The sequence below is a fragment of the Nonlabens arenilitoris genome (assembly GCF_002954765.1).
GTDB lineage: Bacteria > Bacteroidota > Bacteroidia > Flavobacteriales > Flavobacteriaceae > Nonlabens > Nonlabens arenilitoris.
The window spans coordinates 2,486,578-2,499,811 of the sequence record NZ_MTPW01000001.1 but is presented as its reverse complement, the minus strand read 5'-3'; the positions used below and the strand labels follow the sequence as shown (position 1 = coordinate 2,499,811).

Sequence of the window (13,234 nt, the reverse complement as noted above, 5' to 3'; positions counted from 1 at the left end):
CTTTTCAGACTCATATTTAGCAATTTAGAATTATGAATAAAATTGATATTCGTACTGTAGATGTTGTACGTTATGTACAACCCTTACGAGAAGGTGGTTCACTACCTGCCATCGTTAAAGCAGACGATGATTTTCTCTATGTCATAAAATTCAGAGGTGCTGGACAAGGTAAAAAAGCTCTTATCTCTGAGCTTTTAGGAGGTGAAATAGCTCGTTCTATAGGTTTAAATGTCCCGGAAATAGTCTTTATGAATCTGGACGACTCTTTCAGTAAAACAGAACCTGATGAAGAGATACAGGACCTACTTAAATTTAGCGTCGGTTTAAATCTAGGATTACATTTTTTAACAGGCTCCATCACTTACGATCCACTAGTAAGTGAAACAGATGCTCTTACCGCATCAAAAGTTGTACTACTGGATAGTATCATTAGTAATATAGACCGCACTGCAAAAAACACAAATTTACTACACTGGAATAAAGAACTATGGGTAATAGATAATGGTGCTAGCTTTTACTTCCATCACGACTGGAGCTCCTGGGAGAATCACCTTACCAGAACTTTTCCTTTAATTAAAGATCATGTACTGCTTCAAAAAGCTACTAAACTAGAAGAAGCTGCAATAGTTATTAGAGAATCTTTAAGTCTGGAAAAAATTACAGAAATAGTCTCTAACATACCAGAGGACTGGTTAACTAATGAGACAGATCACATGTCTAGTATCAAGATTAAAAATGCTTATATATTATTTTTAAAATCGCGGTTGTCTAAAATTGATTTACTCATTAAAGAAGTTATAGATGCAAGATAGATTTACATTTGAGTATGCGGTAATAAGAATAGTCCCTAAAGTTGAAAGAGAAGAATTCTTTAATGTAGGTGTGATTCTATTTTGCAAGCGCAAAAAATTTATAGGTATTAAATATTTCATTAACCCAGAAAAGTTAATGGCATTTAATCCAGATGCTGATATTACAGTTTTTGAAGATTATCTTAATGCGTGGAAAATCATTTGCGATGGCTCACCTACTAGCGGTAAAATAGGTGCTATGGAATTGTCTGATCGTTTCCGGTGGTTATCTGCTTGTAGAAGTACGATTATTCAAAGTTCTAAGACTCATCCAGGTTTAACTGATGATCCAGAAAAAACACTAGAAGAATTATACACACACTATGTTCTTTAAAGATGTTGTTTAGCAGTAGTAACACTATAAAAAGTGATTCATTTTTATAAAATTAAAAGCCTAGACCATCGCAAATTATTAACTTTGTAAGGCTTAAAAAGATAAATACTTAAACAGCTTTAAAATTAAATTTAACACTGTAACATTTTAAGTTATCTATAAATCTGAATCATGAAACTACGTCGCATTGTTTATACAAGTAAGGCCTGTAAAGATTTTAATAAAAGAGATTTACTTGATTTATTACATGACTCAAGAGCATATAATACTTTAGATAATATCAGTGGTGTTTTAGTTCATAAAGATGGTTATTTTCTACAAATCATAGAAGGCGAATTAAATAAGATGACTGAATTATTAGAACGTTTAGTAAAAGATAGTCGTCATACAGATTTTAAAATATTAAATGACAGCATCGTAAAGAATCGACTATTTTCTAATTGGTCAATGGGTTGTGCAGATTTTAATGACCCTTCAATAAGTATGATACCTGGAATATTACATGGATTTGAAAATCCCAACCTTTCAAATGAACTTATCAATCAATTACCTGAAATTGCAGATTATTTACATACACATCTTACCCATCAACAAGTAAATGGCACACAGGTTTAACTGGTTCTAATTACCTATTTTAAACGATAATATAAATTTATATTAGACAAAAGCTAATACACCCATTTTATGAACTGGATATTATTAATCATTGCAGGTTTATTTGAAGTGGCTTTTGCGACCTGTTTAGGCAAGGCTAAAGAAAGCACAGGTATACACACCACCTATTGGTACATAGGTTTTATAGTATGCTTATCCATAAGTATGATCTTGCTAGTTAAAGTGACTAAGGAACTACCTATAGGTACTGCTTATGCTGTATGGACAGGTATAGGTGCCATAGGAACTGTTCTATTAGGCATTCTTGTTTTTAAAGAACCTGCCACCTTCTGGAGATTGTTTTTTATTTCCACTTTAGTAATGTCTATTGTAGGCTTAAAAGCGGTATCTAATTAGATTTATATCATAATACAAAACCTCTATGCAACCTTTGCGGTTATAGAGGTTTTGTAACTTATTATTTTCTAAATCTTATTTGAAAAAGTGTATAAATGATCTCTCTAGATTAATGTTTGCTGGTTGAGTAAACTCAGCATGTACAATCAAATTATTTTCATGATGTTGTTCAAGTTCACTTAACACTTTTCTATTTAATAACAAGATCGTAGAATTACCGTGGTGATCCATTTTATCTAAAATAGTTTTGCCATTAAACTCACATATCCAGTGAGTCTCAGACATATTTTCTTGATAAACTATTTCAATAGTAGGTACCTGATAATAGCTATGCTCACCTATATCTTTTAAATCAAACACAAGACGTAGTAAACCACTATCTAAATTAACTGAATCATTTTCAAAACCCATTGCTGTAAATGATATCTTGCCAGACTCTAACCCTTTAAGTTTAACTTTAATTTCTCCTTGATTGATTTCTACGTTATTCATGTTGTGAGTTTTTGTTATTTATTCAAAATTAAATAACAGTAACCTCAACTTATATGATATATATCAGGCTTAAAATAAAGTAGTTAAGAATCTTTTTTAGTATTATCTAACAAACAATTGAACCGCACTTACAGCACTAGCGTTAGATGGCACGCCACCATTCCATTGATTAACACTTCCTAACGAATAATACCAGTTTCCTGAATTAACTGAGCCATCTAAGAAAGTATTACTACCAGACAGTTCTAATCCACCCCAATTATTATTAGACATACTAATATTAATCGGGTTATACCCAGCTACAGGCCTTATTCCTGATGCTGCACTTCTAGGGTCAAAAGTTTGTGACCAGTGATTAGTCAAACTTAAAGTCGGGTAATGAAGTCTAAACTCATAAGCCGTTCCACTTATAAGCTCATCTAGTTTACTTAAAATTGAATACTTATTGGTCGTTAAACTAGGTGAAGCTACATTAAACTCAATTGCTTCAGTGTTATTTGCCCAGTAACCTCCAGCTGTATTATGATTAAATACTAGAGTCCATCCACCACCATCATTAGTCATATCACAATAACAGTTATAAGCTGGATTTCCTCCAGCACCATCTGGATCAATATTATAAACTCCATCAGTAGTGTAACCTGCATTATAATAAGCTAGACAATTTGATAAAACTGATGTTACATTAACGCTAGCTAGACAAGTATCTCCTCTACCTGTAAAGGTTATAGTAAAATCATCAGATTGTTGAGCCACTGGTGTACCTGAACCAGTAAGAGTGATTGTATTTAAACCTATATTACTAAAAACACCAGAGCCTGTAAAGCTATACCCATTCAATGTATTAGTACTTATAGTGTATGCTTCTATAACATTAACTATAACATCTATGGTTATTGTATTAGTCGCATTTAAAGGATTACCTGTTAAGTATGCTCCATTTACTGTCGTTGATGAACAAACTAGAGAATTGATAGGCGCTTCACTCAAACAACCAGACCAGGCTGTACCTTTGTAATATTGAAAACAATCACTGTCTAAATTATATATAAAAAGACCTATCGCTGGTGTTAAAATTGCATTTCTCTCAACAGTTGTCATCCTAGGAAACAAAACACCTTGTGTAGTCGATTCTATATCAAGAATGGAAGACGGCTCTGGTAATATGGTTCCTATACCTACCTGAGAATAACTAATAAAAAAAGAGAATAACAATAATAACGCACTACTAAAATACTTGAGCATTTAAAAAAATTAAAATATGAGCAATATTTAAGAGTCAAATATAACCATTAGAGCATCAACACATTAATTTATTTACCAATTCTAAAATGGTGCTCACTTAAAAAACCTATGCTCATAGAAACTACATTTAAAGCAAATCAGCTTTTAACAAGCTTTAAAGCTAACTATTATGGTAAGCATTCATTTAAATAATTACTTATTTAAGTAATGTAATTTGCACCTCTTCTAATTTTATCTCACTAAGCAACTCTAGATTTTCATCGATAAAAAGTTGATCCATTTGTGAGAGATCAGGATCTTGAACAGATTCTTTATAATTATTATAATCTTGGATGGTCACACCCTTAAGACTCCTGCGGTTTACGCTTTCGCGAAAGCGATATCCACAATCCTCTTCACAATAAGAATATGCGAGATAATCTATATGGAAGGTTTCTTTATGTATCCAATATATAAATTCATCTTCATGATCTTCTCCACCACCATTAGGATCGAATGTTACCTTAATTTTATAGTAAGGCTGATTTTTAATAATCTTCTCTCCTATTAATTTGCGATAAACAGCGGTACCGTTGAGACTATAAGGTAGTTGAGCAAAATAAATGACGCTATTCACACTACTAGCATAATTAGCCATAGTTGAATCTGCTATTTTTTGCGGGATTTTATTGATAGTACGTTTACTCGTTTCATTATTCAATATATCTATAACGATAGTAGAATCAGTTGCACGTGTTTTAGTAAATTCATAGATACCACTATTGCGTGTCGCTTTATATGCGATATCTCTAAAATTAAACTCCATAACAGAATTTTCTAATAAATCACTACCGTGTGCATGAAGTGCTTTATCGATAATCTGGTCTGCATTGAGGGATGGCTTATTATCACAGGATTGCAATAAAACTGCAGAAATACAAATAAATGTAAAGATGATTTTTTTCATTTCACAAATATATAACGATGACTTAGGACCATTAAATTATATTTGCCAATGTTATATGAAATTTAAGAACAACATAGAGATTAAAAATCGTAAAGCACGATTTGAATACGAGATACTGGATAAGTATATGGCTGGTATCGTTTTGGGCGGTACAGAAATTAAAGCTATACGTTTAGGTAAAGCTAGTATAGCCGAGGCGTTTTGTGAATTTACAAATGGCGAACTTTTTATAATTAACATGACTGTACAAGAATACTCTCATGCAACTTATTTTAATCATAAGCCTAAACAAGCTCGCAAGCTACTATTAAACCGTAAGGAGCTTAAAAAGCTAGAAAAAGACGTCAACTCTAGTGGTAATACAATTATACCTCTTAAGTTATTTATCAATGATAAAGGACTTGCTAAAATGGATATCGCTCTAGCTAAAGGAAAGAAACTACACGATAAAAGGGAAACTATTAAAGATCGTGATAATAAAAAACGACTGGATCAAATTAAGAAAGCTTATAAATAGTTTTTTAATAATAGTTACCGCTTAAGTACGATTGAGGCTAGAAGTTTATGAAATTTTATAAAAGCTATGATTACAAGCCTCTAAATTTTTAGTTAAAACGATTTACGAAAACGTTGTAGAAGTATTACTTTTGCAGCCAAATAAAACCCACAAAAACCCATTCAATGAGTAGCTTAGATACTTATGAAAAAGAGCTCGCCTTTCAAACTGATAGGCGTCGCGCAGCAGTTGCATTTATTAAAGCCGTAAGTGATTTATGGTATGATAAGTCTATAGAGCTGGTGCTTTTTAGAAATCAATTGATTGATCGTAACGTGAGTGAGATCATCAACCTGCATGAGTATGCTGGTGAGTTTGTACAAAAGCCTATATCGGTTTTTGATAGTGTAGAAATAGCTCAGGCTATTCTACAATTAGACATGCCTCCTGCAAAACTAGACATAGGTAAATTAACTTATGAGTACCATCTAGAAGATAATGACTATCAAAATGCGACCGCATTTGTTGCTAGTAAATTAGGTGATGCACAACAAGCAAATGATATCAAGCCTAAGGATGTGGTATTATACGGTTTTGGTAGAATTGGTCGCTTATTAGCTCGCGAGTTAATGACTAAGGCCGGAAAAGGTAGCCAGTTAAGATTAAGAGCTATAGTAACTCGTGGTAAAATCGATGAGACCGTTTTAGAAAAACGTGCTTCTCTACTTGCACAAGATTCTGTACATGGTGATTTTTCTGGAACTGTAAGTTTTGATGTTGCAAATGAATCTCTCATTATAAATGGTACTACCGTTAAAATGATTAGTGCAAATGCTCCTGAAGATATTGACTATACCTCTTATGGTATTAATGATGCATTAATTATAGATAATACTGGAGCTTTTAGAGATGATGAAGCACTAGCTCGTCATTTAAAAGCTAAAGGTGCTCATAAAGTATTATTAACGGCTCCAGGTAAAGGAATCCCTAATATTGTACATGGTGTTAACCAGTTAGAGAATGATCCAGATCAAGTAGATATTTTCTCTGCTGCTAGCTGTACGACTAATGCTATTACACCAGTATTAAAGGCTGTAGAAGACACCTTCGGTGTGGTAAAAGGACACTTAGAGACCATACACGCTTATACCAATGATCAAAATCTAGTAGATAATATGCACAGTAAATACCGCCGTGGTCGTGCAGCTGCTTTAAATATGGTTATTACTGAGACAGGTGCTGGTAAAGCGGTCAGTAAAGCCTTACCATCATTTGAAGGTAAATTAACCTCTAATGCAATACGTGTTCCCGTGCCTAATGGGTCTCTTGCTATCTTAAATCTAGAATTAGAAACAGTTACTAGTAAAGAAGGTATTAATCAAATCATGAAAAAGTATGCACTAGAAGGTGATCTTGTAGAGCAAATCAAATATTCAATTGATAATGAATTAGTTTCTAGTGACATAATAGGCTCTAACGCTCCATCTATATTTGATTCTAATGCAACAATTGTAAGTGCAGACGGTAAAAACGTCGTGTTGTATGTATGGTATGATAATGAGTATGGATACAGTCATCAAGTAATAAGACTTGCAAAATATATTGCTAAAGTAAGACGATTCACATACTATTAAAATTGCTGATAATAAATTTAAAAAGCCATCTCTATAGAGATGGCTTTTTTTATTCGTTTCAAAACAGTTTTACATTATAAAAGAACATAATTTAATTAGATCTAATATATTTTGAGCATTAGACTTTTAGTAATTTGGAAGCTTGTGTATAACCACCTTGATCACCATCTAAAAAGTGTACATGATAGTCATCAATAGCTGTCACATAACACGATAGAATACTAGTTTTACTTACATAAAAACCGTAACGCAACAAACCTTTATCCTGCATTGACTGTAATTCAAACAGCAATAATTCACGTTGTTTTTTTGTTCCAGATATAACTGTATTAATGGTACCATCTACCATTAGAGATTCTGTTAACTCTGGTAATTCTCTTAAATAATCACGTCCTTTTTTATTATTTTTTAAATACCATCGGGCCATAATAGAGCGCAAGGCGCTGGTTAGCACTTCTTTCCATTTAAGTTCAGAGAACTTCATTAAGACTTCGCTTTTGAGCTGATCTAGACTATTAATCATTATCAATTTTTCACTAGTAATGGGATGTCTTTTTTTTACATCACCATAAATAGTCTCCATTTTAGATAAAACTTCACTATATATAGAGCTTTGTAAATTCGTGGTTTCAGCTTTGATTATAAGAGTCAAAATTTCATTATCATCTACTGGTGGAGCAATCTTATCCCATTTACACTCCATTCCTTTTAAATTGAGGTTATAAGGAATATCAAATAATGTCATCTTCCGACTTCTAGACTTCACTTCATCTTCGGCCATTTGTAGCGCATCACCTAGTACCACAGGAATGATATGTAAATCATTCAATTTTACTTTAGTAATTTTTAATGTAGCGCCGTTTTTATACATGTCGCCTACTTTACAAGAATCAACTCTCAAAAAGAAATCAAAATTAGATTGACAATTCTCTTGATGCAAGATAAGCGCATGTAAACATTCTTTAAGTATCAGATCTGGGACTATTATCGTTGCTCCATCACCACCAAAAAAAAACGGTATCATCACTTGATGATCTCTTGCTATATTAAGACATGCCACAATACTACCTGTGGCAGCTAGATTAACTAATTGATGATTTCCTGCACCTACTGCGGCAGTTGAATTTTGCACATCAGTAACAATGATATTCCAGTTGTCTGGTACATTTTCAAATAATGAAGGATCTAACAACACCTCTTGAATAGGCATATGCTGGATGAATAAATTACGATAAAAGTCATTATTTGTCATATTCAAACTTACATTTATTAATCATGCGAGACAATAGTCCTGCAAAACCTAATTGTCCTTTAAAAACTCTTAACTTAAACAGAAAAAGCATACATTTAATACGCTATAAAATTGAATTATGAAGACCACCGTTACCTTACTATTATTAGTTTTTAATCTTATCATATCACAAGGACAAGAAATAAAAAAAATATCCACTGGTGGCTATCACTATCAATTAGGTGATGATTTTCTAAATATTTCTGACTTAGATAGAGTTTTAGAATCTAATAAAGAGGCCCATAGATTGTTGTACGATGCTAGACAATATAGAGGTATATCTCAAATATTAGGGTTTGCCGGTGGCGCATTAATAGGATATCAACTAGGAAATTTAATTGCTGGAAAAAATTTTGATAACGTACAAGGGTTTCTAGGTGCAGGATTGATAGTAATCGCCATTCCTATCAATATAAAACAGACTAGAAAAATAGATACCGCAGTAGACATCTATAATTCAGGCCTGACAGACTCTGCCTATATTCCAACTCAACTGTCTTTCTTTTCAACAGGTAACTCTATAGGACTTTCAATACGTTTTTAATTATTGGATAACTCCTTTATAATTAACTATTTCTTATTCTCAGATGCGTAAAAACAAATGTATTTTTGCGCAAAATCCCCTTTAATGAAAAAATTTATCATTTTTATAAGCATGGCTCTTTTTGGTCTCGCTTTCGCGAAAGCGCAAGTAGTCATCAATGAGCTAGACGCTGACACACCTAGTACAAATGACCGTCAATTTGTAGAATTGAAGTCTGATGTACCATTCTTTTCTCTCAACGGATACGTTCTCGTATTTTTTAACGGCTCTACAAGTTCTTCCACAGGAATGGGAAGAAGTTATTATACAGTAGATTTAGATGGTCTTACTACAGACGATAATGGACTAGTAGTGTTAGGAAGCTCACTCGTTTCTCCTGTGCCAGACCGTTATCTAGCTGAAAGTAACATTCAATTAGGAGCTGATGCAGTAGCTATTTATGCAGGAAATGATACTGACTGGCCAGATCAATCCTTTGCCTCTCAAACTAATCTCATAGATGCACTGATCTATGATACTGATGATGCAGATAATACAACACTGATGACTTTATTAGGTACCACAGTGCAAATCAACGAAAACGAAAACGGTAATAAAACTACTGAGTCTATACAGCGCAAAGCCGATGGAACTTATGAAGTGAAAGCACCTTCTCCTCACTCTTTAAATGATGCTACTGTTCCTACTTACACGGGTATAGATTTTACAGTAGCGCCATTACCTATTAATGAAGGAGGTAATTTTGATATAACCTTTACCCTTTCACAGCCGTTAACTACTGACTATTTATTGAATTATACAATTGGTTTAGGAAATTTTGATAGTACGGACTATACAGGTCCTTCTCAAGTTACTTTTACTGCAGGACAAACTAGTGTTATTGCCAATTATACCGTCATAGACGATAATATTGATGAAGGTGATGAAGAATTAAGAGTTAATCTAGACAATAATGTCCCAGTAGGCTTTAAAAGATTAAAAGACAATGAACGCCATCTAGTTGTTGATAACGATTTTCAAGTAGCAGCTTACGGTACACCTCTAGCACCTACATACGGTATTGTAAATAGTACAGCACCGGCAAACTATTATGATTCTTTAGACGGGCTAGCTAGTCCACAATTAGAAACTGCCATAACTAACATTATTGCTGAAGAGTTTGTAGTACGCATTCATACTTATGACGATATCGTTCAAATCATGAAAGAATCTGATCAGTCTCCATTAAACTCTAATCAGGTATGGCTGATGTATACGGAACAACAACGCTCTAAAGCAGACTATCAAACAGGTAGTAATAGTACTGGAAAATGGAATCGAGAACACATCTATCCACGTTCAAGAGGTGGCTTTTATGAAATAGAATATGATGAGACTATTGATGGAATGGCTGTATGGACTAACACAAATGTAGATAGTTTAAGACATGGACAAAGTGATGCTCATCATTTAAGAGCTACTGATGGTGGTGAGAATAGCTCACGAGGTAATAAAGATTACCCAGAATATGATGGGCCTAATGGTACGCAAGGTTCTTGGCATGGAGACGTAGCTCGAGCTATATTTTATATGACCTTGCGTTATAATAATATTGATGTGGTAAATGGTAATCCTAGCAACTCCACTTTAGGACAGTTAGGTGATCTAGCAACACTATTACAATGGCATAGAAATGATCCACCAGATGATTTTGAAATGAATCGTAATAATGTAATCTATACATGGCAAATCAATCGTAATCCTTTTATCGATCATCCAGAGTTAGTAGAGTATATTTGGGGAAATCAAGTAGGTCAAAACTATACTTTATCAAATGAAAGTGACCTGTTAACTACTGTAAAACTATTTCCTAATCCTAGTGAAAATAACTTCCATATTTATGGGATAGAACAAAAGACTCAGGTAACAATCTATGATCAATTAGGACGAATGACCCTTAAAAAAGATATCGATCAAAACACAACCTTTGAACACAATTTACCTATAGGTTTATATATAGTGAAAGTTCAAACTGAAAATGCGTCACAAAGTTTGAAGTTGATTGTAAAATAAGAATGATAAAAAATCTGACATTTTAAAAGAAGCCCGTTTAATGCTATGTAGTATTTTAACTGGTAGATTACAATCCATCTTTTTATTTGCCTTCATTCTATTTATCATTCCTTATGTACTTTTTTTCACAGCACCTATAATCGATTATACAATCATCATAGGTAGCATTCTATGTATCTTATTTGGACTGTGGCTGGTTAGGTCTAAATTAAGAGACTATAAAGAAGAGTACCGCAGACAAGATTTGAGGAAAGAACAACGCAAAAAAGGTCTGAGAAATAGATATTAATCGTACTCTTTCTTATCTCATTAAAATAAAATAAAAAAGCCTGTTTAGTCAATACTAAACAGGCTTTTTTAAAACTTAAAATATAGTGATTACCACTTACGACCTTTAAAGCCGCCACGGTTACCACCACTATCATTACCGCCAGAAGAAGAATCACTTCTGCGACGACTACTTCTATTACCTGAACCGCTATCAGCATCAGAACGTCTTCCTCTGTGGCTACTGCCTCCAGAGTTACTACGGCCTTTAAAACCGCCACCACCGTTTGAATCACGACGTCCCTTGAAACCGCCACCGCTACGACCACCACGTTCACGTGCTGGTTCTTTAACGACACCTTTATGTTCATTAACTCTTAGGTCATGACCATTACGTTGCTTTCCGTCTAATGTTAGTATTTGTGCCGCTACGTCCTCTGCTACATCCATGTAAGAATGTGTTTTATCCATAACGATACGACCTATTTGTGCACCAGAAATACCTGTAGTATCACATACATATCCTAGTAAAGCTCCTTTATTAATGTCATCTTTGAGACCTAAATTGATAAAGTAAGTCTTCATTCCTTCTTCCGTACCACGACTTGTACGTTTACCACGCTCACGTCTTGGACTATCATCTCTATCACGTCCCTTAGAACGATCATTAAGATCAGAAATAGAGTTACGTTTATAAATTGAGTTATATTCTTTAGTCAACAATTTTGCAATCAACTCTTCCTTAGTCACGTCGGCAAAACTTTCTTGTACAGCGTTTACTAATTCTTCATCAATTTTCTCATTAATCTCTTGTTTGATCATATTATCAGACCAGCGAGAAATACGTTTTTGAGTAATTGCTTCTAGAGCAGGCACTTCACCTTGTGTAAACTCAATTCCTAATTTACTAGCAATAAATTTTAGTTTACGATTATCTCCACGAGTAATTAAAGCAATAGAAACACCTTTTTTACCAGCACGAGCTGTACGACCAGATCGGTGCGTGTAAAACTCTGGATCATCTGGTAAGGCAAAGTGTATCACGTGAGTAATATCATCTACATCAATACCACGTGCAGCAACATCTGTTGCTATAAGTAGCTTAAGATTTTTATTACGGAAACGTTTCATCGCAGCATCTCGTTGTGCTTGTGACATGTCACCATGTAAAGCCTCAGTTGCATAACCATTGTTGTTCAACTGATCTGCTACATTTTGAGTATCCCGTTTTGTACGACAAAAAACGACACCAAACATATCCTGATCATAATCTAAGAAACGTCTTAACGCCTCAATCTTATCAGATGCTTTTAATTGTATCGATTGATGCTCGATGTTTGTATTTACGATATTTTCTCTGTTGATACGTACTTCTTCAGGCTGTACCATGTAAGTATCTACAATACGCTTTATCTCGCGTGCCATTGTAGCAGAAAATAACCAGATATTTCTACCAGTATCACTCTTTGAGAGGATAAAATCGATATCTTCTTTGAAACCCATGTTAAGCATCTCATCAGCCTCATCAAGTATCATGTACTTTAAAGCATCTAATTTTACTTCACGACGTTTCATTAAATCCATTAATCGACCAGGCGTAGCCACAATAATCTGTGCACCACGACGTATGTCTCTAATTTGATTCATAATATTTGCTCCACCAAAAACGGGAACAACATTCACTTTACCTAAGTGTTTAGACATTTGTTCCATTTGCCCACAAATTTGTTGAGCAAGTTCGCGAGTAGGTGCCAGAACAAGGGCTTGTACTTCACGAGAATTAACATCTATAAGATCCAATAAGGGTAAACCGAAAGCAGCAGTTTTTCCCGTACCAGTTTGAGCAAGACCTATAAAGTCTCCGTCGTGCTTCAATAAAATGGGAATAGACTGTTGCTGAATCTCTGTTGGGTTTTCAAAACCCATGTCAGCGAGGCCGTCTAATAACGGCTGTGAGAGTCCTAAGACTTCAAAATTTTTCAAATAACTTCTTTTAAATATTTTGCAAAAATACAAATTAAAAGCTCTATCTACTAATTATTAATCAACTGATTATCAATAATCTTATAGT

General features: G+C 34.0%; 14 protein-coding genes. 9 read left to right on the top strand and 5 right to left on the bottom strand.

Annotated elements, in window-relative coordinates:
* The first annotated feature begins 32 nt into the window (after positions 1–32).
* From BST92_RS11085 to BST92_RS11070, 4 genes are all read left to right on the top strand, one after another.
* Complete coding sequence (locus tag BST92_RS11085; RefSeq protein ID WP_105071510.1) at positions 33–812, top strand: HipA family kinase; 780 nt, start codon at positions 33–35, stop codon at positions 810–812.
* The gene (locus tag BST92_RS11080) at positions 802–1,185 is read left to right on the top strand and encodes a DUF3037 domain-containing protein (protein ID WP_105071509.1); all 384 of its coding nucleotides are present in this window, start codon (positions 802–804) and stop codon (positions 1,183–1,185) included. The genes BST92_RS11085 and BST92_RS11080 overlap by 11 nt, the downstream gene beginning before the upstream one ends.
* 171 nt (positions 1,186–1,356) lie before the next feature.
* Positions 1,357–1,800, top strand: a complete 444-nt coding sequence (locus BST92_RS11075) for a BLUF domain-containing protein (protein WP_105071508.1) — start codon at positions 1,357–1,359, stop codon at positions 1,798–1,800.
* Between the two features lie 69 nt (positions 1,801–1,869).
* Positions 1,870–2,196, top strand: a complete 327-nt coding sequence (locus BST92_RS11070; RefSeq protein WP_105071507.1) for a DMT family transporter — start codon at positions 1,870–1,872, stop codon at positions 2,194–2,196.
* Between the two features lie 75 nt (positions 2,197–2,271).
* On the opposite strand, the gene BST92_RS11065 is transcribed toward BST92_RS11070, so the two are convergent.
* The 3 genes from BST92_RS11065 to BST92_RS11055 form a co-directional block, all read right to left on the bottom strand.
* Complete coding sequence (locus tag BST92_RS11065) at positions 2,272–2,688, bottom strand: hypothetical protein (protein ID WP_105071506.1); 417 nt, start codon at positions 2,686–2,688, stop codon at positions 2,272–2,274.
* Between the two features lie 102 nt (positions 2,689–2,790).
* Positions 2,791–3,933, bottom strand: a complete 1,143-nt coding sequence (locus tag BST92_RS11060) for a fibrinogen-like YCDxxxxGGGW domain-containing protein (RefSeq protein ID WP_105071505.1) — start codon at positions 3,931–3,933, stop codon at positions 2,791–2,793.
* Between the two features lie 196 nt (positions 3,934–4,129).
* Positions 4,130–4,879 carry a DUF6503 family protein gene (locus BST92_RS11055; RefSeq protein WP_105071504.1) on the bottom strand — a complete coding sequence of 250 codons (750 nt, stop codon included), beginning with the start codon at positions 4,877–4,879 and terminating at the stop codon, positions 4,130–4,132.
* A gap of 55 nt (positions 4,880–4,934) precedes the next feature.
* On the opposite strand from BST92_RS11055, the gene smpB reads away from it, so the two are divergent.
* Entirely contained in the window at positions 4,935–5,396 is a 462-nt protein-coding gene (smpB, locus tag BST92_RS11050) for an SsrA-binding protein SmpB (RefSeq protein WP_105072256.1), read from the top strand.
* 164 nt (positions 5,397–5,560) lie between these two features.
* Positions 5,561–7,009: a glyceraldehyde-3-phosphate dehydrogenase gene (locus BST92_RS11045; protein WP_105071503.1), complete on the top strand. Its 1,449-nt coding sequence runs from the start codon at positions 5,561–5,563 to the stop codon at positions 7,007–7,009.
* 118 nt (positions 7,010–7,127) lie between these two features.
* Here the strand turns inward: BST92_RS11045 and BST92_RS11040 are convergent, their stop codons facing one another.
* A complete protein-coding gene (locus BST92_RS11040; RefSeq protein ID WP_105071502.1) occupies positions 7,128–8,261 on the bottom strand; it encodes a DUF3095 family protein in 1,134 nt (377 codons plus the stop codon).
* A 118-nt stretch (positions 8,262–8,379) separates the two neighbouring features.
* On the opposite strand from BST92_RS11040, the gene BST92_RS11035 reads away from it, so the two are divergent.
* From BST92_RS11035 to BST92_RS14940, 3 genes are all read left to right on the top strand, one after another.
* Positions 8,380–8,844: a hypothetical protein gene (locus BST92_RS11035; RefSeq protein ID WP_105071501.1), complete on the top strand. Its 465-nt coding sequence runs from the start codon at positions 8,380–8,382 to the stop codon at positions 8,842–8,844.
* An 84-nt stretch (positions 8,845–8,928) separates the two neighbouring features.
* Positions 8,929–10,896 (top strand): endonuclease, encoded by a 1,968-nt coding sequence (locus BST92_RS11030; protein WP_211292482.1) that lies wholly within the window; start codon positions 8,929–8,931, stop codon positions 10,894–10,896.
* A gap of 40 nt (positions 10,897–10,936) precedes the next feature.
* Entirely contained in the window at positions 10,937–11,185 is a 249-nt protein-coding gene (locus tag BST92_RS14940) for a hypothetical protein (RefSeq protein ID WP_146105150.1), read from the top strand.
* An 89-nt stretch (positions 11,186–11,274) separates the two neighbouring features.
* Here the strand turns inward: BST92_RS14940 and BST92_RS11025 are convergent, their stop codons facing one another.
* Positions 11,275–13,146, bottom strand: coding sequence for a DEAD/DEAH box helicase (locus tag BST92_RS11025; RefSeq protein ID WP_170061746.1), 1,872 nt, complete (start codon positions 13,144–13,146; stop codon positions 11,275–11,277).
* Positions 13,147–13,234 lie beyond the last annotated feature (88 nt).

Excerpts from the sequence above, each read along its gene's own strand:
- BST92_RS11030 (WP_211292482.1), top strand. The coding sequence starts at position 8,929 with ATGAAAAAATTTATCATTTTTATAAGCATGGCTCTTTTTGGTCTCGCT.
- BST92_RS11070 (WP_105071507.1), top strand. The coding sequence starts at position 1,870 with ATGAACTGGATATTATTAATCATTGCAGGTTTATTTGAAGTGGCTTTT.
- BST92_RS11055 (WP_105071504.1), bottom strand. The coding sequence starts at position 4,879 with ATGAAAAAAATCATCTTTACATTTATTTGTATTTCTGCAGTTTTATTG.
- BST92_RS14940 (WP_146105150.1), top strand. The coding sequence starts at position 10,937 with ATGCTATGTAGTATTTTAACTGGTAGATTACAATCCATCTTTTTATTT.
- BST92_RS11075 (WP_105071508.1), top strand. The coding sequence starts at position 1,357 with ATGAAACTACGTCGCATTGTTTATACAAGTAAGGCCTGTAAAGATTTT.
- BST92_RS11045 (WP_105071503.1), top strand. The coding sequence starts at position 5,561 with ATGAGTAGCTTAGATACTTATGAAAAAGAGCTCGCCTTTCAAACTGAT.
- BST92_RS11065 (WP_105071506.1), bottom strand. The coding sequence starts at position 2,688 with ATGAATAACGTAGAAATCAATCAAGGAGAAATTAAAGTTAAACTTAAA.
- BST92_RS11040 (WP_105071502.1), bottom strand. The coding sequence starts at position 8,261 with ATGACAAATAATGACTTTTATCGTAATTTATTCATCCAGCATATGCCT.
- BST92_RS11080 (WP_105071509.1), top strand. The coding sequence starts at position 802 with ATGCAAGATAGATTTACATTTGAGTATGCGGTAATAAGAATAGTCCCT.
- BST92_RS11035 (WP_105071501.1), top strand. The coding sequence starts at position 8,380 with ATGAAGACCACCGTTACCTTACTATTATTAGTTTTTAATCTTATCATA.
- BST92_RS11060 (WP_105071505.1), bottom strand. The coding sequence starts at position 3,933 with ATGCTCAAGTATTTTAGTAGTGCGTTATTATTGTTATTCTCTTTTTTT.
- smpB (WP_105072256.1), top strand. The coding sequence starts at position 4,935 with ATGAAATTTAAGAACAACATAGAGATTAAAAATCGTAAAGCACGATTT.
- BST92_RS11085 (WP_105071510.1), top strand. The coding sequence starts at position 33 with ATGAATAAAATTGATATTCGTACTGTAGATGTTGTACGTTATGTACAA.